Below are 22,633 nucleotides of genomic sequence, written 5' to 3'. Positions count from 1 at the left end.
AGCCCCCGTCCAGCGAGCACGTTCATATCGTTCAGCCCCCCGCCAGTCCGGCGTCGAGCACCGCGCGGGCGACCGGCGCCGCGACGGAACCACCGGTCGCGGCCAGGGCGCGGTCACCGCCGTTCTCCACGATGACCGCGATCGCGATCTTCGGATTCTGCGCCGGCGCGAAGGCGATGTACCAGGCGTGGGGCGGGGTGTTGCGGGGATCGCTGCCGTGCTCGGCGGTGCCGGTCTTGGAAGCGATCGTGTAGGGGCTGCGGCCCCCGCCCTGGGTGTTCTTCTCCGATTCCATCATCAGAGTGGTCAGTTGGGACGCCACCTGGGCGTTCACCGCCTGACCCACCGACATCGGTTTGGTGGTGCTGAGCACGCTGAGATCCGGGCCTTGCAGTTGGTCGACCAGGTAGGGCCGCATCCGGACGCCGCCGTTGGCGATGGTGGCCGCGATGACCGCGTTGTCCAGTGGCGTGAGCGCCACGTCGCGCTGGCCGATGCTGCTCTGTCCGAGCGCGGCGCCGTCCGGGATGGTGCCGACGGTGCTGTCCGCCACGGGAATCGGGATCCCCTCGTGCTGTCCGATACCGAACGCGGCCGCTTCGTCCTTGAGCTTCGCGGACCCAACCTTGATACCGAGCTCCACGAAAGCGGTGTTACAGGACAGTTTGAACGCGGTGGTCAGTGATGCGGTCTGGCTGTCGCCGGGGCCGCAGTGGTTGCCGTTGTAGTTCTCCAGCGTGGTGGCGGTGTCGGGCAGGGTGATGCGCGACGCGGCCGTGAACTGGTCGTCCGGCTGGGCGATGCCCGCGGACAGCGCGGCGGCCGTGACCACCACCTTGAAGGTGGAACCGGGCGGATAGGTCTGCGACACAGCGCGGTTCAGCATGGGTGAGCGCGGGTCCTGCTGCAGGTCGTTCCAGGTCTGGGTGACCGCGGCGCCGTCGTGGCTGGACAGCTGGTTCGGGTCGTAGCTGGGGGTGGACACCATGGTGAGGATGCGCCCGGTGCTCGGTTCGATGGCCACCACCGAACCGGTGTACCCCTTCGAGGTGAGCTGCTCGTAGGCGACCTTCTGCATGACCGGGTCGATGGTGGTGACCACATTGCCGCCACGCGGATCGCGGCCGGAGACCAGATCGACGAGATGACGGCCGAACAGCTGGTTGTCGGAGCCGTTGAGCACCGAGTCCTCGGCGTGCTCGAGCCCGGTGCTGCCGTACTGCATGGAGTAGAACCCGGTCACCGGGGCGTAGGCCGCCGGATCGGTCGGGTAGGTGCGCAGGTACTTGTAGCGGTCGTCGGTGGCGACGGAACTGGCCAGCACCGTGCCCTGCGCCGAGATCTGGCCGCGCTGGCGGGAGTACTCGTCCATCAGCACTCGCACGTTGCGCGGATCGCTGCGCAGGCTGTCGGCCTTGATGACCTGCACGTAGGTGGCATTGGCCAGCAGGGCGACGACCATGATCATCACGGCCATGGCGACGCGACGCAGGGGAGTGTTCACGCGGTGCCTCCCTTCGGAGGTCGCCGCACCATCTCGGTGGGGGCGTCGGCAATGGGTTCGGGGGCGCGCCTGCGCACCGGGGCGGGTGCGCGGGCCGCGTCGGAGATCTTGATCAGCAGCGCCACCAGCGCGTAGTTGGCCAGCAGCGAGGAACCGCCGTACGAGACGAACGGCGTGGTGAGACCGGTCAGCGGAATCAGTTTGGTGACACCGCCGACCACCACGAACACCTGCACGGCGATGGTGAACGCCAGTCCGGCGGCCAGCAGCTTGCCGAAGCTGTCACGCACCGCCAGCGCCGTGCGCAGCCCGCGCACCACGAGCACGGTGAACAGCATGAGCACCGCGGCCAGGCCGACGAGCCCCAGTTCCTCGCCGATGGTGGTGATGATGAAGTCGGTCTTGGCGAACGGCACCTGCGACGGCCGTCCGCTGCCCAGCCCGGTCCCCGCCAGCCCCCCGGTGGCCAGGCCGAACAGCGACTGCGAGATCTGGTAGCCGGTGTTGTTGTAGTCGTCGAACGGGTGCAGCCAGGTCTCCACGCGCACCCGCACATGCCCGAACCTGTTGTAGGCGAAGAGGAATCCGATGGCCAGCAGACCGCCGCCGATGACCAGCCAGCCCACCCGCTCGGTGGCGATGTAGAGCATGGTCAGCACGGTGGCGTAGATGAGCAGCGAGGTGCCGAGATCCTTCTCCAGCACCAGCACAGCGATGCACACCACCCAGACCACCAGGATCGGGCCCAGGTCGCGGGCGCGTGGCAGCTCCAGCCCCAGCACATGCTTGCCCGCCACGGTGAACAGGTCGCGCTTGGCGACCAGCACCCCGGCGAAGAAGATGATCAGCAGCAGCTTCGCGAATTCGCCCGGCTGCACGCTGAATCCGGGCAGTCGGATCCAGATCTTGGCGCCGTTGACCATGGAGAACCGGTCCGGCAGCAGCGCCGGAATGCTCAGCGCGATCAGGCCCATCAGTCCCAGGGTGTAGGCGTAGCGCGCCAGCGTGCGATAGTCGCGCAGCGTGATGAGCAGACCCAGGAACACCACCATCCCCAGCCCCGTCCACAGCACCTGCTGATTGGCGTCGGGGGAGGGGATGGCCGTGGAGTTGAAGACGGCGTCCTGCTTGTCGGCCAGATCCAGGCGATGGATGAGCACCAGCCCCAGACCGTTGAGCAGCGCCACGATCGGTAGTAGCACCGGGTCGGCGAAGGCCGCGAAGCGCCGCACCGCCAGATGCGCTACCCCGAACAGCGCCAGGTACGCCAAACCCAGTTTGGCGATGTCCCAGCTGATGGACTGTTCCTGGCTGGCCTCCACCAGCACCAGCGCCACCGTGGTGACGAGAGCGGCGAGACCGAGTAGCAGCAACTCGATATTCCGCCGGGTGGACGGCGGCGGCGCGGGAGCGAATCCGCCCGGGGGACTGGGAAAGGCCCCAGCGGACGGCGGTGCCGGTGCGGACATCAGTCCGTCACTCTGCAGTTCTGGCCCGCGATCTGCGGGGCCTGGGTGGTGGTGGTGACGGGGGCGCTCGTCGGGGGCTGCTCGCGGTTCTCCGGCGGCCGCAGCTCACCGGTGCGCTCGGCACCCGGCTCGGTCTCCGGCTGGGTGGTGGTGGGCGGCACCGTCGTGGTCGGCGCACCCGTGGCGGGCGGCTGATTCGTCTCGCTCGGCGGCGTCGGCTCCGGTTCGGCGGGCTTCTCGCACGGCGGCAGCAGTTCCCGCTGCGCCAGCGACCGCATCTGCGTCACGGCGTCCTCACGGGACCCGGGCGGCAGGCCCTTCTCGACGGAATCGCGACCGGTGGGCTTGAGATCGTCGAAGGTCAGTTCGCGGCAGCCGGCCGGGAAGTCGGTGCCGGGGGCGACGAGGGACAGTTCGCCATCGCGGGTGACGCACCCGATCTGATCGACATCGTGGATGGAGTAGCCCAGTACCGAACCGGGCAGCCCGCGTAGTACCACCACCCGATCGCCGTCCGCGCCCACATAGTAGTTGCTGCGAATCATGTTGTAGCCGACCGTGAGCCCGGCGCCGATGGCCACGATGAGCGCCACCGCCAGCAGCAGCCAGCGCAGTGTGTGACCCTTGCGCGGCGGTTCGGGCTCGGACTGCTGGACGGCGCGGCGCGGGGCGGCCCGCGGCGGTCTCATGGCGGCCGCCCGCCCGGCGGCGGTGTTCGGCGGGGGAGTGTCCTCGTCCTCACCGGAGGCCGCGCCCGCCACGATGGGGTGGCTCTGGCCGTAGTCGAGGTCGATCACATCGGCGACCACGACGGTCACATTGTCGGGACCGCCGCTGCGCAGCGCCAGTTCGATGAGCCGGTCGGCCGCCTCGTCGGTGGTGCCCTCGCGCAGGGTGTTGCCGATGGTCTCGTCGCTGACCACGTCGGACAGGCCGTCCGAGCACAGCAGGTAGCGGTCACCGGCGCGGGCCTCGCGCACGATGAGCGTCGGCTCGATCTCGTTGCCGGTGAGCGCGCGCATGATCAGCGAACGCTGCGGGTGGGTGTGCGCCTGCTCCGGGGTGATGCGCCCCTCGTCCACCAGCGACTGCACGAAGGTGTCGTCCCGGGTGATCTGGGTCAGCTCGTCGTTGCGGAACAGGTAGGCGCGGGAGTCGCCGACATGGGCGAGGCCGAGTTTCTTGCCCGCGAACAGGATGGCGGTGAGCGTGGTGCCCATGCCGTCGAGTTCGGGTTCCTCCTCGACCTGATCGGCGATGGCGGCATTGCCCTCGCGCACCGCGCGGTCGAGCTTGCCGAGCAGATCGTCGCCGGGTTCGTCGTCGTCGAGATGGGCCAGGGCGGCGATCATCAACTGCGAGGCGATCTCACCGGCGGCGTGGCCGCCCATCCCGTCCGCGAGCGCGAGCAGCCGCGCACCCGCGTAGACGGAGTCCTCGTTGTTGGCTCGGACGAGACCGCGGTCGCTGCGCGCTGCGTAGCGGAGAACAAGTGTCACGATCGGAGCTCGATCACTGTCTTGCCGACACGGACGGGGGTGCCGAGCGGAACCCGCACCGGCGTGGTGACTTTCGCGCGGTCGAGGTAGGTCCCATTGGTGGAACCGAGATCCTCGACGTACCAGTCCTCACCACGCGGCGACAGGCGCGCGTGGCGGGTGGAGGCGTAGTCGTCGGTGAGTACCAGCGTGGAATCATCGGCCCGCCCGATCAGCACCGGTTGGGTGCCGAGAGTGATGCGGGTGCCGGCGAGTGAGCCTTGAGTCACCACGAGATATTTGGCGCCCTTCTGGCCCCGGCGAAACGATGGCAGCACCGCGGAACCACTCGGGGACCGTGGCGCGACTCTGATGCCGGATGCCGCGTAGATATCGCTGCGCAAGGTCCGGAGCACCGCCCATACGAACAGCCACAGCAGCAGCAGGAACCCCGCACGGGTCAATTGCAGGATCAATCCCTGCACGGTGCTCCACCTCCTGTTCGACCGTGTTGTAGGTACGGTTCGTCGACCCCCAACCGGTGTTGCCTGTCAGCACGGGCCGGGTTTCGCCACCGCGTGAGTGTTGGCAGCATCATAGGGCCGTAGACCGGTTGCGATCACGATACGACCGAGGATTCTCGGGCCATATCGTGACCTGCACCGCGAGCTTACGGGATCAGACGATCCGGATCAGGATCTCGGAATGCCCGGCGCGGATGACATCCCCGTCGGCGAGCTGCCAATCCTGCACCGGCGAGCCGTTGACCAGCGTTCCATTGGTCGAACCGAGGTCGGAGAGCATGGCCGTCTGGCCGTCCCAACGCACCTCGATATGGCGACGGGACACCCCGGTGTCGGGAAGCCGGAAGTGCGCGTCCTGGCCGCGGCCGATGATGTTGGATCCCTCACGCAACTGGTAGGTGCGACCGCTGCCGTCGTCGAGCTGGAGGGTGGCCGAGTAGCTGGAGCCGCCGTGCGGCGGGGCCGCCGGAGCCTGTCCGTAGCCCTGCTGGCCGTAGCCGGGTTGCTGCCCGTAGCCCTGCTGGCCGTACTGGTCGTCGGGTGCGTAGCCGCCCTGGTCGTAGCCGGGGTCCGCGTAGCCCTGCTGGCCGTAGCCCGGGTCGGCGTAGCCCTGCTGCTGGCCGTACGCCTGGTCGTAGCCCTGCTGTCCGTAGCCGCCCTGGTCGTAGCCCTGCTGGCCGTACCCCTGGTCGTAGCCCTGCTGCTGGCCGTAGCCACCCTGGTCGTAACCCTGCTGGTAGCCCTGCTGGTCGTAGCCGGGATCGGCGTAACCCTGCTGGCCGTACGCGGGGTCGGCGTAGCCCTGTTGCTGGCCGTACGCCTGCTGGTCCGCGTAACCCTGCTGGCCGTAACCCTGCTGGCCGTAGCCGCCCTGGTCGTAACCGTTCTGGTAGTCGCTGTAGCCCTGATCGGCGTAACCCTGCTGGCCGTAGCCCTGGTCGGCGTAGCCCTGCTGGCCGCCCGCCGGAGGGGGTGCGTACCCACCGCGGCGTGGATCGGACTCCGCGGCGTCACGGCTGGGGTCGTAGCCTGAGTTCTGCGTCATGGGGCCAGCTCCTGGTTGCGGGTGTTCGGGTCGTTGTGGTCGTTCAGAGGCCGGTGGTGGGCCGGTCCGACGGCCCACGTCCGGGTCCACCCGGCCGCGGGTTCTGAACTGTCCGGTGTGCAGCGTAGGTGATGCCTCGAACGCCACGTGCACTTCGCCGTAGGTCTGCCACCCCTGCTCGCGGATGTAGTCCTGCAGATGTTTGGCGAACGCGCGGGTGGTCAGATCGTGGTCGGCCTCGAGTTGCCGCAGGTCCGACTCGTTGATGGTGATGGTGTAGCTGTTGGGTGCCAACAGGTGTCCACCGTCGAGTTCCTGGATGTGATCGGTGGCCTCGCGCTGGAGGGCCGACTCGACTTCCTGGGGCACGACGCTACCGCCGAACACGCGGGCGAAGACATCCCCGACAGCTCCCTGGAGGCGACGTTCGAACCGCGAAACGATCCCCATCGCCCCTCCTCCCGGGTCATGACGCTCCCTCGAGAGCGAGCGTTTCTCGTGTCGTGGTCTGCAGACGCCGTGTCATGCACGGCGCGTCCGATACGGCGACACGCGAGAAGGGCGTGTCGCCGTAGGGACACGGTGATTGCATGATATCCACGATCGTCCACACCTGTAACTCTTGGCGAAAGCCCCTGGTTCCCGCCCGGTCCGCAACTTGGTGTACGGCCGGTCACCAGGCGATTTCGTTTTAGGGCATACCCCGTGATAACTTTTTCACGTCGCTCGGGCGAGTGGCGGAATGGCAGACGCGCTGGCTTCAGGTGCCAGTGTCCGTAAGGACGTGGGGGTTCAAGTCCCCCCTCGCCCACCAGATGAGGAGCTCGATCCGGATTCCGGATCGAGCTTTTCGCATTTCAGGCGACGTTCGTCTCGTGGGATCGGGTCTCGTGGGGCTGGCAGGGGAAGCTGCGGCGGTAGCCGCCGGGGGAGACGCCGAGCCGCTCCAGGAAATGGTGCCGCAGATTGTTGGCGGTGCCGAGGCCGCTGCGTTCGGCGATCTTCTCGATCGGCAGGTGGGTGGTCTCCAGCAGCATCCGGGCGCGGGCCAGGCGCTGGTTCAGCAGCCATTGCAGCGGCGTGGTGCCGGTCGTCTCCTGGAAACGGCGGTAGAGGGTGCGGGGGCTGACGGCGGCGCGGCGGGCCAGGTCCTCGACGGTGAGCGGCCGGTCCAGCCGGGTGCGCGCCCAGTCCATGACCGGCGCGAGGGCGCGGTCGTCGGTCTCGGGCACCGATTCCTCGATGAACTGGGCCTGACCGCCCGGCCGGTGCGCGGGCACCACCATGCGCCGCGCCAGTTGATTCGCCACCCGGGAGCCGAGGTCGCGGCGCACCAGGTGCAGGCACAGGTCGAGGCCGGCGGTCATCCCGGCGCTGGTGAGGACATCGCCGTTGTCCACGTACAGCACCGAATCGTCGACGCGCACCGCGGGATAGCGGCGAGCCAGCTCCGCGGTGTGCATCCAGTGCGCTGTGGCGCGGCGGCCGTCCAGCAGTCCGGCCTCGGCCAAGGCGAAGGCTCCGGTGCACAGCGAGACGATGCGGGCGCCGGCGGCGTGCGCGGCGCGCAGGGCGTCGATCAGATCGGGTGGCAGCGGCTTTCCTTCATCGACACAGTCGTCCGGCACCGATGGGACGATCACGGTGTCGGCACCCACCAGACCCTCGAGCCCGTAGGGGGTACGCAGTGTGAAGCCTGGTGAGCCGGGTTCGCTCCGATCACCGGTGCCGCACAGTCGCAATTCATACCAGGTGGGGGACAGGTCCGGCTGTGGCTTTCCGAAAACCGTTGCCGGAATGCTCAATTCGTAGAGATCCCAGGTGGGCACGCCGATGTCGGCGGGAACGACCAGGGCTACGGAACCGACGCTCATACCCGTCAGCCTATGGCAGGAATTTGGTGATACCCGGCATTCGTGTCACTGGTCGGCTCCCGCACGGGCTGCGAATGTTGATCCCGGTCGGCCAAGAATCGTTGAAACCTCAAGGGAGACAAGAGATGAACACCACACCGCAGTCCGTCACGGTACTCGGCCTGGGCCAGATGGGCTCGGCGCTGGCCGCCGCGCTGCTCGATCGCGGCCACCGGGTCACCGTGTGGAACCGGTCGGCGCACAAGGCCCAGCCGCTGGTGGACCGGGGCGCGGTGCTCGCGGCCGATCCGCGCCGGGCGGTCGAGGCGAGCTCGCTGGTCCTCGTCTGCGTGTTCGACCAGGAGGCGATGCGGGAGCTCACCGATCCGATCGTGGCCGAACTCGCGGGCAAGGCGCTGGTCAATCTCACCTCGTGCGGTGCCGAGCAGGCCCGTGCGGCCGCCGAGTGGTTCGGTGCGCGCGGCGTCGACTATCTCGACGGCGGCATCATGACCACTCCGCCCGGCGTCGGCAGCTCCGAGGTCATGTTCCTCTACAGCGGTGCCGCCGCCGCGTTCGAACCGCACCGAGAGACCCTCGCCGCCCTCGGCGATCCGCTCTACCTCGGCGCGGACGCCGGTATCGCCGCCCTCTACGACTCGGCGCTGCTGAATCTCATGTGGTCCACCATGACCGGCTGGCTGCACGGCGTTGCCCTGGTCGGCGCGGAACAGGTTGCGGCACAGGAGTTCACGCCCATCGCGATCCGCTGGCTGGCCACCGTGAACTCCTTCCTCACCCGCTACGCCACCCAGGTGGACGAGGGCAGCTACCCGGGCGACGACGCCACCGTGGACGTGCAGATAGCGACCATCGACCATGTGCTGCACGAGGAGTCGGCCCGCGGCATCGACACCGCCCTGCCCGAACTGCTCAAGTCCACCATGCTGCGCGCCCGGGAATCAGGGCACGGTTCGGACAGTTTCGCCAGTGTGATCGAAGTTCTCCGGAAGGGAGTCGCCTCATGAGCGCCAAGGTCGCCCGATTCGAGGATCTGGAAAGCGAATTCAACGCCTACGTCGGCTCCATCAACTACGCCACCATGGTGACGGTCGACGCCCGCAACCGCCCCCGCACCCGCGTCCTGATCCCGGTGTGGGAGAAGGTCGACGGCAACCCCCTCGGCTGGCTCGCCACCTACCGCACCCCCGTCAAGGAGAAGCACCTGGCCGCCAACCCGCACACCAGCTTCTCCTACTGGAAACCCGGCAACAACTCGGTGGCGGTGGAGGCGACCGCCGAAGGCGTCGACGACATCACCCTCAAAACCCACGTCTGGGACCTCTACCGCCGCACCAGCCCCCGCGGCGCGGGCTACCACCTCGGCCAGTTCTGGCACGGCCCCGACGATCCCAAGCTGCGCGTACTGCGCCTCACCCCGTGGCGCATCCAGGTCATCCGCGGCACCGACCTGCGCAGCCGCATCTGGCAGCCGCCCGCCCGGGCGGAGTTGGCGTCGTAAGTCCAGACCCGGTCCCACTGGCCGGGGCCGGAGTGGCGTATTGCCCGAGGACCCGGTAGCGGTCGGGCAGTATCGGCGGCTGTGTCAGCACGGAGAATCGGACTGTCGGCATTGGGGCTGCTGGCGGTCGGCATGTTGGGGGCTATCGCGGCGGGGCCGGGGGCGGCGGCTCCCGGGTGGGGGCCGTTGGCGGAGCCGAATCCATATCTGGGGCCGGTGGGTACGGCGACCATGCACGGGGATGCGGGGTCCTCGGATGTGGTGCCGTATCCCGGGCCGGGGACCGGTGCGCGGGGGATCGGGGTGTACCCGTTGGGGGCGGCCTGTCCGACGCTGTTGCAGGGGTCCGACGGGCTGGTGGTGGCGCTGTGTACCGGGGTGGTCGACCGTGCGCCGGTGGTGCATCTGATCGATCCGGCGGATTCGGGGCTGCTCGGTACCGGGTCCGGGGGTCCGGCCACCGGATCGGCGGGGCTTGCCAGTGGGTCGGCGGGGGTGCTCACCGGGTCGCTGGCGCAGCTGAAGCTGACCAAGGGCGGGCTGCTCGGTGGCGTGTACGCCTATCTCGACAATGCCGATCGCCTCGTGGTGGTGGACGGCACCCGGAAGCTGCTGCGCATCGCGCACGAGCGCAGCGGAGCCGGATGGGAACTGCGCGTGGTCGATTCGGTGGATCTCTCGGCGGCCATCCCGGACGGTGACAGCGTCACCGGGCTGGTGCCGGACTGGTCGGGCACGGTCTGGTTCGCCACCGCGCGCGGCATCGTCGGCACGGTGACGCTCGGCGGTACCGTCGCAACACTCGGGTTGCCCGCGGGGGAGCAGGTGGCCAACAGCATCTCGGCCGCGCCGAGCGGGCGGGTCGCGGTGGCGACCACGCACGCGCTCTACGAATTCGACGCCGACGCCGCCGGGCGGCCGGTGCAGTTGTGGCGCGCGGCCTACGACCGGGGTCCGGCGCGCAAGCCTGGGCAGCTGTCCTGGGGGACCGGTTCCACGCCCACCTACTTCGGGCCGAGCACCGGGGCCGACTATGTGACGATTGTCGACAACGCGGCGGAACAGGTGAGCCTGCTGGTATTCCGTTCCGGCAGCGGTGAACTCGTGTGCACCCGGCCGGTGTTGACGCGCGGCGGGGCGGGTAGTGAGAACTCGCCCGTCGGCATCGGGGAGTCGGTGTTCGTGGCCTCCACCTACGGGTATCCGTATCCGGCGGTGCCGGAGGGCGCGGGTCCGGCGGAACCGGCGTCGGCTCCCTTCGTCGGCGGTATGACGCGGGTGGATGTGGACGGCGGCGGCTGCCGCACGGTGTGGGAGAACACGGTGCGCAGTTCCGCCGTGCCGCATCTGTCGGCGGGCGACGGACTGCTCTACACGGTGGGCCGGGTGGGTCTGCCGGTCACCACTCCGCTGGACGGTTACGCGTTCACGGTCGTGGACCCGCATACCGGGGAGGTCGTGAGCGAGCGCGGGCTTCCGTCCACGCTGCTCGCCGATCCCTTGCAGACCTCGCCGCTGCTGCTGCATTCCGGCGATGTGCTGCAGGGGACCACGACGGGCATAGTCCGGATCGCGGGCTGAGGAAAACCGCAGGTCGCGGTGAGATGTGACGAAGATCGCAGTGCTGCTCGGCAGCCCCCGGTCGGGGCGTTGCCGGGCGGCGGCGGATGGGTGCGCGACCGGTCGGTGAGAGCGAAATTCGATTGCCGCCGGACGGCACTCGGGGTAGCCACCACCTTTTCGGTGACTTTTGCTAGACGTGCGTACGGCCTTAGCTCTGTTAAACGGACTTAGAGTTTGTTTCAAATCTGGCGAACGGCAGGCAATAGCCTCTTGCTCTCGGAAAACACCAGATGAACGCGGGTTGATCGAGTTGGTGGCGAGATTTGTCCGAAACCGAAGCAAACGTTCAGGCGGGGTTCACACCAAGCGGTCCTTAGGGTCGCTCGCCGGTGGCGCGGAAGTTGCTACGAAACGATCACGGTGATCGTTACCTAGCCTCGAAAACGGGGAAGCTGGAAATTAGCGATCTTGCCGGATCACCCTCCCTCGCCGCCTGATTCGCCTGGTCGGCTTATACGCCCGCGGTCCGTGTCGAGGGTTGCGTCGGCATAACGATTGTGTAGAGTTGTCGGCAACGCTGGCCGCAGCTGAGCTGGACTCGCTGCGGCCAGTGGAAATCAATTCCCGACCGCTGCCGCCGAGGTCGAAGGCCCTGACACCGCAGCCGGATCCGGTCCGATCCCCATCGAGTAGCTCGACATGTGCTCACTCTGGTCCTCCGCCAGTGCCGCCCGGCGACCCACGCCGAACACGTAGCCGAGGAAGATCAACTCCGCCAGCAGGCCGACCCCGATGCGCAGCGGATCAGGCAGCTGACTCGGGGTCACGAAACCCTCGATCAGACCGGACACGAACAGCACTACCGCCAATCCCACTGCGATCACGGCGGTTGCCCGGCCTTGGTGGGCGAGCGCCTGCACCCGGCTGCGTCGCCCCGGATCGACCAGCGTCCACCCCAGCTTCAGCCCCGCGCCGCCTGCCACGAAAATGGCGGTGAGCTCCAGCATTCCGTGCGGGAGGATGAAGGTGAAGAACGACTCCAACCGTCCCGCGTTCCCCATCATCCCGGCGGTAATGCCCAGGTTCACCGCGTTCATGACCAGCACGTAGACCGCGGGCACCATGAGGAATCCGGTGAACAGCGCGATCGCGGCCACCCACGCGTTATTGGTCCACACCTGGGCGGCGAACGCGTCGTTCGGATGTTCGGAGTAGTAGGACTCGAACGCCCCACCCGGCCCGGTCAGCTCCGGCGCGTTCTCCGGCAGCCCGAGGGTGCGCCGCGCATGCGACGATTCGGCCACCCACCAGGCCAACACCGTCGACCCGAGCAGGAACGCCGCCGCCACCCCCGCCCACCAGCCCCACGCCCTATACACCGCCAGGGGAAACCGGTGCGTGAAGAAGTAACCGATCTCCTTGCCGATCTCGGTGCGCGCACTCAACACCCGTCCCCGCGCCCGGGTCAGCATGGCCGACAACCCGGCGATCAACTCCGCATCGGCCCCCTGCGTCTGCAACGCAGCCAACTGCTGCGAGGTGACCCGATACAGCCGCACCAGTTCATCGGTCTCCGCCCCCGACAACCGCTTGCGCCGGGTCGCGAGCTGATCGAGCCGCTCCCAGGACTGCCTGTGCACATAGGTGTACGCGTCCAGATCCATCCACTGCCCTCCTGCCGCACGGCTGAGGAAAGACTATCGGCCACGCCCCACGTACCCGCCCGACACGGCCAGCACCCGCGGTGGGCGTCGGTGGATCTGACACCGTCTGCGAGCATGTTCGGCGGCAGCATGGCAGGCATGAACGCTCACTCACGCCGACCGATTGAAGTTGGGCAGCGAATCGACACGATGTCAGTTCCGTCGACTACTCTGGAGGCAGGTGACGAAAGGTGGTGTTGAGGTGAGCGACGTGAGGAGCGTCAAGAAGCGAGTGAAGGTTGTGCGGGCGATCCGCCGTAGCACTGAGCTCGAAGGTTCGCGCAGTACGAATGCCACCCGCGCCGACCAGGTTGCTTACGCTCGCGGCACAATCACTGCGGCTGAGCTGAGCGCTCGCGTCCGCAGTCGGTACAACGTCCAGTAGTCGGACGAGGAATGCCGCATCCTTGGGACGTCGGCGATCTCGAACGGAACTGGCAGGGCTATTTCATCCCTGGAACGAACGTTCTTAGAAATCGCGTCGGTGCCCGAACGCTCGAAGCGTTGCAGGACGCGGAGAACGACCTCGTCGAGGCGCGTGTGATTGAACTCCGCGAGGCTCCCGACCTTCTGGGTGACCGCTCGTATGACTTGGCGTACCTGAAAGCGATCCATCGCCAGCTCTTTCAAGACGTGTACATCTGGGCAGGACATGTGCGGACTGTCGGCATCGAAAAGGGTAGCGAGTCCTTCTGCCCACCAAGCTCCATCATCCAGCCGATGGAGCATGTCGCCTCTGAGATTTACCTTCTCAAGCAGCTCAAGGCTGTTCCCGAGGCAGATCTCGCGCGCAGGATCGCGTACCTGTACGACTACACGAACTTCGCCCACCCCTTCAGGGAAGGTAATGGTCGTGCTACTCGCGAGTTCTTCAACCTTCTCCTCTCCGAACGGGGTGCCGGACTCGACTGGAATAAGACCGACCTGGCCGAGTTGCACGGTGCCTGCCACGCGGCGCGGGCCGAATCCGACCTAACCGGGTTGATCGCGATGTTCGCAAAGATCCTCGATGCTGAGCCCGCATACGACTTCTAATCGCGCAGCCATGGAATCGATCTCGTCCCGGCGCGAGGGGTAGGTAGATAGCTAGTGTGTCAATCCGTCCGAACCCGGCCAGGCCCTTCCAAGCAATCGTGACCCGGACACACCTACGGTTGTGTATGTAAGAGTGGTGTAGCAGCTCGTAGTAGCCCGGCCGGTGCGGCATCCGGGCAGTCCTGAGTGTCGTCAGGATTCCCTAACAACGGCGTCATGATTCGCAGAAGGAGCCGCGCGGCGCGTTCACGACTGCCGATCCATCCGGGCCTGTGACCACTGCACGCCGATGCTCCGGAGAGGAGAGGCGGTGCGAAGACGGCTGCCGTACAGCGATGTACCCGATCAATAGGTGCGTCCCGAATCCGGTGTGATCCTCCCCGCCTCCACCAGCGTTCGCCACGCCACGGTCTTGCGTGGACACTCGCCGACCCGACACGACCGGTGCCACTGCATGGTTCGCTGCGCCTCGGGTTCTCCCATCGGTCGGTCGGGCGCATCATGCGGGTACCCGGCCGGCCACACGGCCGCGTCTATCGCGCTGCTCTCCTCCCGCAGCCGTCGCCGTATCTCGGCCACGCTGCGCCCGTCCGGCGTATGACGCGGCCAGAACCACGCCACCGCGTACGCGGCCGCGGTCAACACGAGTGCGGCAACCACACCGATCGCGAACACCCACCACGACATGGTGATCACCGAATCTCGGTGTCCACGACCCACAGTGGATCGATGTCGATCGGCGCGAACGCCACGGCGGCGAGCGCGGCCCTCGCATCGGATTCGAGGTCGTCGATGCTCATTTCCCAACCGTCATCACCGATGAGCGACCATGAGCCGTCGATGCGCTGGAGGTAGCGAAAGCCGCTGGATGCGGCGCGTGCTGTGCCGTCCTCGCTGTCGCCTCGCGCGGATTGATCCATTGCCGTCCCTTCCGCTGTAGGTGGTTGGGGCCGCACCACCGGGGGAGCGCTACCGGGCGATGACAACACCCTGACGATGCGGCTACCGGAAGCGTCGTGCGGTCTCGAGTCGCGCGGTAGCGTTGCAGCGTGGCCATGGTGTTGCCAACGAATCAGGCGGCACCGCAACGCTGCTCGGCACGGTCGCGCGAGGGGGCGGAATGGAGGAGTGGCAGGTATTCGGTACCGAGCTTCGGAAGTTCCGAACGCGAGCGGGTCTGTCGGTGCGCGGACTGGCTGGCTTGCTGCACTACGACCCGGGTGCGCTGTCGCGCCTCGAGAACGGCAGGCGCAAACCTCCCGCCGATCTGGTCCGGAAGCTGGACGGCGTCCTCGGAGCCGATGGGGTACTCGAAGCCGTCTACGACAGCGTCATCACCGAGACAGCCGAAGCCGATCGATCGACACAGCTGGGTCTGCGGGAATCCGCCGCGCTGGCGGAGCGACGCTACATCGATCGCGCCTTGGCGAGGGATATGGCCGAATTGCTCTCCGAGACGCGGAGACTCGAGGATCGAGTCGGTTCCGAACTCGTGCTGCCGGTGAGTCTGCGGCAGGCGCGCATATCTTCGAAGCTGGCTACCGAGGCCCGGGGCGCGGTGCGGACCGAGGTGGTCGACTCCGCAGCGGGATGGCAGCAGTTTCTCGGCTGGCTCCACGCCAACCTCGGCCACCATCGAGCAGCCGTTCACCACTATCGCGCGGCACTGGAGCTGGCGACGGAAAGCGGCAATCGAGACATGATTTCCACCGCCCTGTCCATGCGGGGACATGTCGCGTGGATGGCGGGCGAGATCGACTGCATGGTCGGTTTGTCCCGCGCCGCACAGCGCGATGCTCGAGTACTCAGTCCTACCGTGCTCGCGCTGGCCGTGCAGCAGGAAGGCCGCGGTCTGGCGATCGCGGGCGATCTGGACGCTATGGAAGCAAAGCTCGACCAAGCGGCCGACCTGATCGCTCGAGGCGACCCGAAACGGCCCGACGCCCAGTACTTCTACTCCGACGCCCTGATCGAAATGCAGCGCGGGCTGGCCTACCGCCTCGCGCGCCAGTGGGGTAAGGCACTGGAATCACTCGAGGCGGGTCTGTCGAGCTTCGACCCCGAGATGCTGACATCCGAGTGGGCAACCTGGTACGTCGCGGAATCGGCCTGCGCACTGGCCGGTGTCGGAGAACCCGAACTCGCCAGCCAGCGTGCACTCGACGCCCTTCGGGTCGGTGCCGCAACCCTAGGTTCCCGACTGATCGGATTCATTCGTGTGCTTCACCGGGAGATGTCGGCGAAATGGCCGATGAATACTGACGTCGACGTGCTGGGGGAGGCGCTGCGGCAGCTCCCAGCCGGGCGCTGAACGCGTACCGGGGGACGGGGTATTCACCCAGCGGACCGGGCGCGGTCGCGTGACACGGCGCGCGCGTGTTGCCTCGCCGCGCCTACGTGGGAAGAATGCGAGTCATCATGGCCCTATTCACCACCGGCGAGGCTGTCGCCGTCGAACTGCCGGTCGCGCGGCTGCCCGCGCGGGCGGTGGCGTTCGTGATCGACCTGGTGGTGCAGTTGGTGGGTGGGCTGCTGCTGATCTTCGTGGCGGAGATGGTGTTGGCCGGGCTGAACGCGGATTCGGCGTGGGAGGACGCGGCGCTCATCGTGATCATCGTGGGGGTGCTCATCGGGTATCCGGTGGCCTGTGAGACGTTGACGCGCGGGCGGACCGTGGGCAAGTTGGCGCTCGGGCTGCGGGTGGTGCGGGCCGACGGTGGGCCCGTCGATTTTCGGCATGCGCTCACCCGGGGGCTGGGCGGCATCGTGGACTTCTGGATTCTCGGCACCGGGCTGATCGCGATTCTGGTGTCGCTGTGTTCGCCGCAGGCGCGGCGGGTCGGTGACATTCTGGCGGGCACGGTGGTCGTGCACGGGCAGACCCGGATTCCCTATGTGGGGCTCGCGGTGCCGCCGCCCTGGCTGCTGGCCTGGTCGCGGCAGCTCGACGTGTCCGGGCTGTCCGACGAATCGGCTCGTGCTGTGCGCCAGTACCTGCTGCGCTTTCCCGGCCTGACACCGCCGGCGCAACAGCAGCTCGGCGCGGCGCTGCTGCACACGGTCTGCGCGGAGCTGGCCATGCCCGTGCCCGTGGGCCATCCGCCCATGCACATCCTGGGTGCCATCCTGGCCGAACGCCAGCGCCGGGCACTACCCGCGCCGCCCGCCGCACCGGCTGTGCCGTTCCAGCCGGAAACGCAGTGGTCGCGGCCGGTCGCGACGCACGTCTGAGATACGACGACACCCGACAGCGGGCGGCAACCTCGCCGACCGACCATCAGATCCGGAGTCGCCACTCCGACGTATCGCATTGACCGCTGTCATTGTCGCCGACCGCGAGGACGGTTCCGTCGCCGCGCAGTCCGAGGGTGTGGGTGGACCCGGCGGCGACCGCTACGACATCGCGCCAGGACTCCACATCGCATTGCCCGTGGCTGTTGTCTCCGGCGGCGTAGACCCGGCCGTGTGTATCGACCGCGACGGTGTGATAGCTGCCCGCGGATACTCCGACCACGTCGTGCCAGCCGGATGCCTGCGTGACGCCATGCGACGCGGCCCCCGCCGCGAGCACCCGCCCGTCCGCAGTGACGGCCACGGTGTGCAGATAGCCCGCCGCGATGGCACGCACGTCGCGCCAGTCGGCGACCTCGCACTGCCGCCGTCGGTTGTTACCCACCGCCGTGACCGTGCCGTCCGCGCGCAGGCCGACCGAATGCCAATCCCCGGCGGCCACGGCGACGATCTCGCGCCAGGCGTCGACGTCGCACGCCCCCTCCGTTCCCCTTCCCGCCGCCCGGACCGTGCCGTCCGCGAGAACCGCCAGGGTGCGTCGCCAACCGGCGGCGATGCCGACCACACCGGTCCAGGCGTCGACGTCGCACTGGCCGTCCCCGTTCCAGCCGACCGCGACCACGGTGCCGTCAGCGCGCAGCCCCACCGTGTGCGAGCGGCCCGTGTTCGAGAAGGTGTGCACGTTTCCGGCGGCCACGGCCACGATGTCGCGCCAGGTATCGGTGCGGCACTCCGGTGCCCGGGGCCGTCCCGCCGTCGAACCCGATCCATCCGTGCGGACACCGACCGAATGACGACGTCCTGCGGCGATCACCGCTCGACCGCGTGACGCAGCTGCTGCGCTCCTCGACATACCTTGTCATTGTAACGGTGAAGAGACGGTGGAAGGTTGGCCTCGAATTGAGCGCAATCTTGCGAACAAACCCTCAAAAGCCGTAACAAATTGGTCGAGTTCAGAGCGCGCCCGTCTGCTTGAGCTCCAGATACTCGTTCGCCAGCGCCTCCGGCAGTTGCTCCGGTGGTGCGGCGATAACGCGGACGCCCATGCGCTGCAAGTTCTCCCGGGTCAGGGTGTGCTCTATGACCAGGCTTTCCGCCGCGGCGGCCGTATACAGGTCGTCGACGGTGGCGCGGCGGGTGGCGGCGGCCGCGACCTCCGGATCGGTGACCGCCACGATCAGCACCCGGTGGCGGCGGGTGAGCACCGGCAGCACGGGCAGCAGCCGCTCCTGCACCACGGCGGCGTCCAGGTGGGTGAACCACACCACCAGGCTGCGGCGGCGGGCGCGTTGCAGGGTGGCGTTCAGCAGGGCCTGGTAGTCGGTGTCCACCAGGCGCGGTGCGACCGCGGCCAGGGCGTGCATGAGCTTGAACTGCAAGCGCTTTCCGCCGACCCCGCGCACCTCGGTGCGCAACTCCCGGTCGAAGGCCAGCAGATCCACCGAATCGCCGCCCGCCGCGGCGAGCCCGGCCAGCAGCAGCGCCGCCTCCACCATGGCGTCCAGGCGGGTGCCATCGCCGACGCGGCCCGCGCTGATCCGGCCGGTGTCGAGCAGCATCACCACGTGCCGGTTGCGTTCCGGCCGCCAGGTGCGCACCAGCACGTCGTCGGCGCGGGCGGTGGCGCGCCAGTCGATGGTGCGCACGTCGTCGCCGACCACATACTCACGGAAGGAGTCGAATTCGGTGCCCTGCCCGCGAATGGTGGCGGTATTGCGCCCCTCCATCTGCTGCAAGCGCCGAATCTTCGCGCCCAGCAGTCGTTCCGACCGGAACGGCGGCAGCGCACGCAGCCGGGCGGGTACCGTCCGGCGGGTCTGGCGTCCCGCCATGCCGAGCGGGCCGAGCAGCCGGATCGTCACCGGTCCCGCGATGCGGTCACCGCGATAGTCCGGGGTGAGTTCGGTGTGGAACCGCACCCGGGTATTGGCGGGCAGACGCAGTTCGTGCGTGCGGTGCTCGGCGTGCGCGCTGTCGGGCCAGTCATCCCACACGATGCCGCGCAGCGTGCGCGAACCCTTGTTCAGCACAACCAGTTCCACCTCGGCCGCGTGTCCGGTGCGCACCGTGGTGACCGGTTCCCGGGACAGCTCGAGGTCGTCGGCGGAGCCGAGCAGCGCCAGGTCGGCGATCACCAGCACCGCCAAAGCCGCCGTCGCCACCAGCACGCCGAGCCAGGACGGCAGCGCCAGGGTGACGAACAGCGCGGCGGCCGCCGCGGCGAGGGCCAACCGGCCGGTCACGACCATCGGTTACACCGGAACGGGAACGGACATGAGCAGTGAGGTCAGCACACCCTCGGCCGTCACACCCGCCACCTCATGCTCGGGCCGCAACTGCATCCGGTGCCGGAGCACCGGCAGCGCAATGGCTTTCACGTCGTCGGGGGTCACGTAGCCGCGGCCGTTGAGCCACGCGAAGGCGCGCGCCGCCGCCATCAGCGCGGTCGCGCCGCGCGTGGACGCACCGTGCGCGACGGCGGGGGAGGTGCGGGTGGCCCGGCACAGGTCCACGATGTAGGCCAGCACCTCCGGGCTCAGGGTGACCTGTGCGATCGCCCGGCGGGCGGCCTCGATATGGGCCGGACCGGCCACCGGCCGCAGCCCCGCGCCCGCCAGATCGCGCGGATCGAATCCGGCGGCATGCCGTTGCAGAATCCGGAACTCGTCGTCGCGGCCGGGCAACTGCACGTCGACCTTGAACAGGAACCGGTCCAGCTGCGCCTCCGGCAGCGGGTAGGTGCCCTCCTGCTCGATGGGGTTCTGGGTGGCGATCACCACGAACGGCTCCGGCAGCGGCTGCGGTACGCCGTCCACCGAAACCTGGCGCTCCTCCATGGATTCCAGCAGCGCGGACTGCGTTTTCGGTGGGGTGCGGTTGATTTCGTCGGCGAGCAGCAGATTGGTGAACACCGGACCGCGCCGGAAGGTGAACTCGGCCGAATGCGGATCGTAGATCTGCGAGCCGGTGACATCGCCGGGCATCAGGTCCGGCGTGAACTGCACGCGCGTGTGCTCCAGCTCCAGCGCGGTGGCCAGGGAGCGCACCAGCAGTGTCTTCGCCACGCCCGGAACACCTTCGAGCAGTACGTGGCCCCGGCACAGCAGCGCCAGCACCAGGTACATGACGGCATTGTCATTGCCGACGACGGCCTTGCCGATCTCGGCGCGCAGGGCCAACAGGGCCTGTTGCGCGTCCTCGGCGGTGGGGGTGTGGGTGGTGTCCACTGTGGTCACAGGACCTCCGCTTCGATCCATTCGAGTTGGGCGGCGACGAGTTCGAGAGTGCCCCGGTCGGGAACCGGGTCGTACAGAGCGGCGGCGACGAGCGCCGGTTCGGCTCCGCTGCGGGTGCACACCGCCGCCAGCACCCGGTCGGGCGGGCTGTCGGCGGTGAGGCCGAGCACGGGCCGCAGCCGCCGCAGTGACGCCGAGCGCAGCCGGGCGGCCACATGCTCGAAGTCGCGGGAACGGCGGTACAGCCCGGCCTGCCCGGCGAGCAGCTCGTGGGCGGGCACCTGCACCGGCAGCGGATCGGGCACCACGCTGCCGCGGCGGCGGGCCCGCCACCACAGCACGATCACCCAGGCGATGACCCATTGCAGGCCGCCGAAGGCGACCCAGCCGGGGAGCCGTTCGAACAGCGAGTCCGAACCCTCCCCGAACTCCGGGCCGTCGATATCGGGGGGCTCCGGCGGCGGTCCATCCGGTGCGGTCGGCCGGGGTACCGAGGGCGCGCTGAGCGCGTTCACCAGCGCGAAGACCAGCAGCGCCACCGCGAGCACACCGAGGATGACCGCCCAGAACCGCCAGTCGCGCAACAGTTCCGGAGTGTCCATGCGTTGCCGGGAGCGCGCCGCCTTCTTGCGCGGCTTGCGGCGGCGCTCGCTGACCTCGGCCGGTTCCGTGCCGGGCGGCGGGGCCGTGGAGTAGCGGTCGGCCTGCTCCAAGCGGCGGTATTCGAATTCGGTGGCGGGCCGGCCGCCGTACACGATCTCGTCGAAACTGCGTGCGGCCGCGGGCAGCTCGGTGGGATCGGCGAGATCGCCCCGCTCGCCGAGCGCCGTGGTGGCGGCATGCGCGGTCTCGTCGGCGGTGCGGGCGCGGCTGACCTCGAGCACCCCGTGCTGCTCCAGCCCGCGCGTCACCGCCCGGAACCGCTCCCGCTGCGCGGTGGCGAAATCCCGCTGCCGCGCGGCGGTTTCGGCGGCGGCCAAATGCACGTCCGCCGCGCTCAATGCCGGTATGGGTGGGGCGCTGGGCATCTCGGCCGGATGCCACGAGCTTGTGCTGCCAGCCCGGGCTGGTGCCCCCGTACCGGTGCCTCGCGGTGGTTCTTCGCTGCGACCACCGCCGGGCGATGGTGTGCCGGTGTTGTGACCGTATGGCGGTGTGGCCGCCTCGTAGCCGACTGGTGGTGTGCTCACCGGGCTTCCGGATCGTTGCGGGTCCGCGTTGTCACCGGGCGGTCGCGCTCCCGTGTTGCCGCTGGTCGGCTGAGTCCCGCCGTCATCGGGAGGGAGCCCTGCGCTTGTCTCACCGGGTGGACTCGCGGGTGGCCCCGGCCTGCCCGCGTCCTCGTGCTCTCCCCCCGAGCCGGTCATGACGGTGCTCCATTTCCGGTGGGAACCGCGTGCCGGGGGATGCGGATGTCCCAACCCTCGCGGCGGCAGCGGCGGTCCACGTATACGACTGTCTGCGTGGCGGATTCGATGGTGTCGGCGAAGGCCGTCCAGAGCATGACCACGCTGATGAGCAGGGCGATCACCGCGGGTCGGTGAGTGCCGGTGAATTCGGCGACGAGGTCCAGGGCCAGCAGCATCGGCAGCAGCAGCACCGGGAGCAGGGTGCGCAGCGCCATCCACACGCCGACCAGCTGCCATTCCGTGCCCTGCGCCAGGGTTTTCGCGCGCTGCGCGGCGAGCGTGGCGGTGGCGGATTCGCCGATGATCACCGGTGCGGTGGTGTACTGCCGTGCTCGCAGCCAACCCAGCCAGATCGCCGCGAACGGCAGTGTGATGACCAGCGGTGTGCCCAGCACCAGCACGCCGACCCCGATCAGCGTGTACTTGAGCTGGAACAGCGCCAGCGCGGGCAGGTGCGACAGCAGTCGGTTCAGCGCGCCCCGCCAGCCCAGCGGCTGCCGGTGCACCACGGCGACCGCGACGGCGGTGGTCATCCCGCGCACATAGAGCCGCAGGAGCCAGACGCACACCAGGGTGATGAGCACCGCGCCGACCGCGACGGCGACATCGGAGTCACCGGCCAGCGCGATCACCACGAAGGTGCAGCCGATCGCGATCGCCGCGCTGACCGCCGCCCCGGCCCCAGACAGGGCCGCCAGCAGCTTGATCCGGCTTTGCACCAGCGCGAACGGCAGATCCATCAGCTCCCGGAACCGCAGCGGGCGGATCGGCACCGGTGCGGGTTCGGGCTGGGGTTCCGTCGCCGATCCGGTCGTCGGACCGGCGTGGTCGGCGGCTGGCAACACGGGCCGAGTCTATCGGTCCGGCGGCTTTCGGTCGCGACTCGACGCTTTCGGCGGGTGGCGGGCGATTCTCGGTAGGAACTCAGCCGTCGTCTACACGGCGGCGGCAATCGTCATCGTGCCTTCGGCCACGGTCGACCCGGCGGACACTGCCGCCTC

General features: G+C 68.6%; 20 protein-coding genes, 1 tRNA gene and 1 pseudogene. 9 read left to right on the top strand and 13 right to left on the bottom strand.

Going from position 1 to position 22,633, the window contains the following annotated elements:
- Positions 1-31: 31 nt before the first annotated feature.
- The 5 genes from QJS31_RS18265 to QJS31_RS18245 form a co-directional block, all read right to left on the bottom strand.
- The gene (locus QJS31_RS18265) at positions 32-1,504 is read right to left on the bottom strand and encodes a penicillin-binding protein 2 (RefSeq protein ID WP_282785981.1); all 1,473 of its coding nucleotides are present in this window, start codon (positions 1,502-1,504) and stop codon (positions 32-34) included.
- On the bottom strand, positions 1,501-2,973 hold the full coding sequence (locus QJS31_RS18260; RefSeq protein WP_282785980.1) for an FtsW/RodA/SpoVE family cell cycle protein: 1,473 nt from the start codon (positions 2,971-2,973) through the stop codon (positions 1,501-1,503). Before QJS31_RS18260 ends, QJS31_RS18265 begins: the two co-directional genes overlap by 4 nt.
- Positions 2,973-4,472 carry a PP2C family serine/threonine-protein phosphatase gene (locus tag QJS31_RS18255; RefSeq protein WP_306357244.1) on the bottom strand — a complete coding sequence of 500 codons (1,500 nt, stop codon included), beginning with the start codon at positions 4,470-4,472 and terminating at the stop codon, positions 2,973-2,975. Before QJS31_RS18255 ends, QJS31_RS18260 begins: the two co-directional genes overlap by 1 nt.
- Complete coding sequence (locus QJS31_RS18250; protein WP_282777532.1) at positions 4,469-4,936, bottom strand: FHA domain-containing protein; 468 nt, start codon at positions 4,934-4,936, stop codon at positions 4,469-4,471. Before QJS31_RS18250 ends, QJS31_RS18255 begins: the two co-directional genes overlap by 4 nt.
- A 193-nt stretch (positions 4,937-5,129) precedes the next feature.
- The gene (locus QJS31_RS18245) at positions 5,130-6,470 is read right to left on the bottom strand and encodes a DUF3662 and FHA domain-containing protein (protein WP_306357243.1); all 1,341 of its coding nucleotides are present in this window, start codon (positions 6,468-6,470) and stop codon (positions 5,130-5,132) included.
- A gap of 278 nt (positions 6,471-6,748) precedes the next feature.
- Between QJS31_RS18245 and QJS31_RS18240 the strand changes: the two genes are divergently transcribed.
- Positions 6,749-6,834 (top strand) — tRNA-Leu (locus QJS31_RS18240).
- 43 nt (positions 6,835-6,877) lie between these two features.
- On the opposite strand, the gene QJS31_RS18235 is transcribed toward QJS31_RS18240, so the two are convergent.
- The gene (locus QJS31_RS18235) at positions 6,878-7,894 is read right to left on the bottom strand and encodes a helix-turn-helix domain-containing protein (RefSeq protein ID WP_306357242.1); all 1,017 of its coding nucleotides are present in this window, start codon (positions 7,892-7,894) and stop codon (positions 6,878-6,880) included.
- 125 nt (positions 7,895-8,019) lie between these two features.
- On the opposite strand from QJS31_RS18235, the gene QJS31_RS18230 reads away from it, so the two are divergent.
- The 3 genes from QJS31_RS18230 to QJS31_RS18220 all read left to right on the top strand — a co-directional run bounded on the left by QJS31_RS18230 (position 8,020) and on the right by QJS31_RS18220 (position 10,976).
- Positions 8,020-8,901, top strand: a complete 882-nt coding sequence (locus QJS31_RS18230; RefSeq protein ID WP_306357241.1) for an NAD(P)-dependent oxidoreductase — start codon at positions 8,020-8,022, stop codon at positions 8,899-8,901.
- A complete protein-coding gene (locus QJS31_RS18225) occupies positions 8,898-9,395 on the top strand; it encodes a pyridoxamine 5'-phosphate oxidase family protein (protein ID WP_306357240.1) in 498 nt (165 codons plus the stop codon). Before QJS31_RS18230 ends, QJS31_RS18225 begins: the two co-directional genes overlap by 4 nt.
- Positions 9,396-9,527: 132 nt before the next feature.
- Complete coding sequence (locus QJS31_RS18220) at positions 9,528-10,976, top strand: hypothetical protein (RefSeq protein WP_282777538.1); 1,449 nt, start codon at positions 9,528-9,530, stop codon at positions 10,974-10,976.
- A 599-nt stretch (positions 10,977-11,575) separates the two neighbouring features.
- Here QJS31_RS18220 and QJS31_RS18215 read toward each other — a convergent pair.
- Complete coding sequence (locus QJS31_RS18215) at positions 11,576-12,622, bottom strand: stage II sporulation protein M (RefSeq protein WP_282777522.1); 1,047 nt, start codon at positions 12,620-12,622, stop codon at positions 11,576-11,578.
- A 241-nt stretch (positions 12,623-12,863) separates the two neighbouring features.
- Here QJS31_RS18215 and QJS31_RS18210 point away from each other — a divergent pair, with 241 nt between their 5' ends.
- The gene (locus tag QJS31_RS18210; RefSeq protein WP_282777536.1) at positions 12,864-13,046 is read left to right on the top strand and encodes a hypothetical protein; all 183 of its coding nucleotides are present in this window, start codon (positions 12,864-12,866) and stop codon (positions 13,044-13,046) included.
- Positions 13,047-13,057: 11 nt separating this feature from the next.
- Positions 13,058-13,696: a Fic/DOC family protein gene (locus QJS31_RS18205; RefSeq protein ID WP_282777520.1), complete on the top strand. Its 639-nt coding sequence runs from the start codon at positions 13,058-13,060 to the stop codon at positions 13,694-13,696.
- Positions 13,697-14,388: 692 nt separating this feature from the next.
- Here QJS31_RS18205 and QJS31_RS18200 read toward each other — a convergent pair.
- On the bottom strand, positions 14,389-14,616 hold the full coding sequence (locus QJS31_RS18200; protein WP_282777519.1) for a hypothetical protein: 228 nt from the start codon (positions 14,614-14,616) through the stop codon (positions 14,389-14,391).
- A 200-nt stretch (positions 14,617-14,816) separates the two neighbouring features.
- Between QJS31_RS18200 and QJS31_RS37390 the strand changes: the two are divergent.
- The 3 genes and pseudogenes from QJS31_RS37390 to QJS31_RS18190 all read left to right on the top strand — a co-directional run.
- Positions 14,817-14,996, top strand: a pseudogene (locus tag QJS31_RS37390) (multiprotein-bridging factor 1 family protein); the annotation flags it as partial.
- A gap of 135 nt (positions 14,997-15,131) precedes the next feature.
- Positions 15,132-16,007: a hypothetical protein gene (locus QJS31_RS18195; protein ID WP_282777517.1), complete on the top strand. Its 876-nt coding sequence runs from the start codon at positions 15,132-15,134 to the stop codon at positions 16,005-16,007.
- Positions 16,008-16,114: 107 nt separating this feature from the next.
- A complete protein-coding gene (locus tag QJS31_RS18190) occupies positions 16,115-16,927 on the top strand; it encodes an RDD family protein (RefSeq protein ID WP_282777515.1) in 813 nt (270 codons plus the stop codon).
- Positions 16,928-16,973: 46 nt separating this feature from the next.
- On the opposite strand, the gene QJS31_RS18185 is transcribed toward QJS31_RS18190, so the two are convergent.
- The 5 genes from QJS31_RS18185 to QJS31_RS18165 all read right to left on the bottom strand — a co-directional run bounded on the left by QJS31_RS18185 (position 16,974) and on the right by QJS31_RS18165 (position 22,477).
- Positions 16,974-17,684 carry a chromosome condensation regulator gene (locus QJS31_RS18185; protein ID WP_306357239.1) on the bottom strand — a complete coding sequence of 237 codons (711 nt, stop codon included), beginning with the start codon at positions 17,682-17,684 and terminating at the stop codon, positions 16,974-16,976.
- Between the two features lie 256 nt (positions 17,685-17,940).
- Positions 17,941-19,236 carry a DUF58 domain-containing protein gene (locus tag QJS31_RS18180; RefSeq protein WP_306357238.1) on the bottom strand — a complete coding sequence of 432 codons (1,296 nt, stop codon included), beginning with the start codon at positions 19,234-19,236 and terminating at the stop codon, positions 17,941-17,943.
- 3 nt (positions 19,237-19,239) lie between these two features.
- The gene (locus tag QJS31_RS18175; RefSeq protein WP_306357237.1) at positions 19,240-20,244 is read right to left on the bottom strand and encodes a MoxR family ATPase; all 1,005 of its coding nucleotides are present in this window, start codon (positions 20,242-20,244) and stop codon (positions 19,240-19,242) included.
- The gene (locus QJS31_RS18170) at positions 20,220-21,251 is read right to left on the bottom strand and encodes a DUF4129 domain-containing protein (protein ID WP_306357236.1); all 1,032 of its coding nucleotides are present in this window, start codon (positions 21,249-21,251) and stop codon (positions 20,220-20,222) included. Before QJS31_RS18170 ends, QJS31_RS18175 begins: the two co-directional genes overlap by 25 nt.
- Before the next feature lie 335 nt (positions 21,252-21,586).
- Positions 21,587-22,477 (bottom strand): hypothetical protein, encoded by an 891-nt coding sequence (locus QJS31_RS18165; RefSeq protein ID WP_306357235.1) that lies wholly within the window; start codon positions 22,475-22,477, stop codon positions 21,587-21,589.
- Positions 22,478-22,633 lie beyond the last annotated feature (156 nt).

This window comes from Nocardia sp. CC213A (assembly GCF_030766805.1).
Taxonomy (GTDB): domain Bacteria; phylum Actinomycetota; class Actinomycetes; order Mycobacteriales; family Mycobacteriaceae; genus Nocardia; species Nocardia otitidiscaviarum.
The sequence above is the reverse complement of the archived record's forward strand: the minus strand, read 5'-3'. Positions and strand labels throughout refer to the sequence as shown.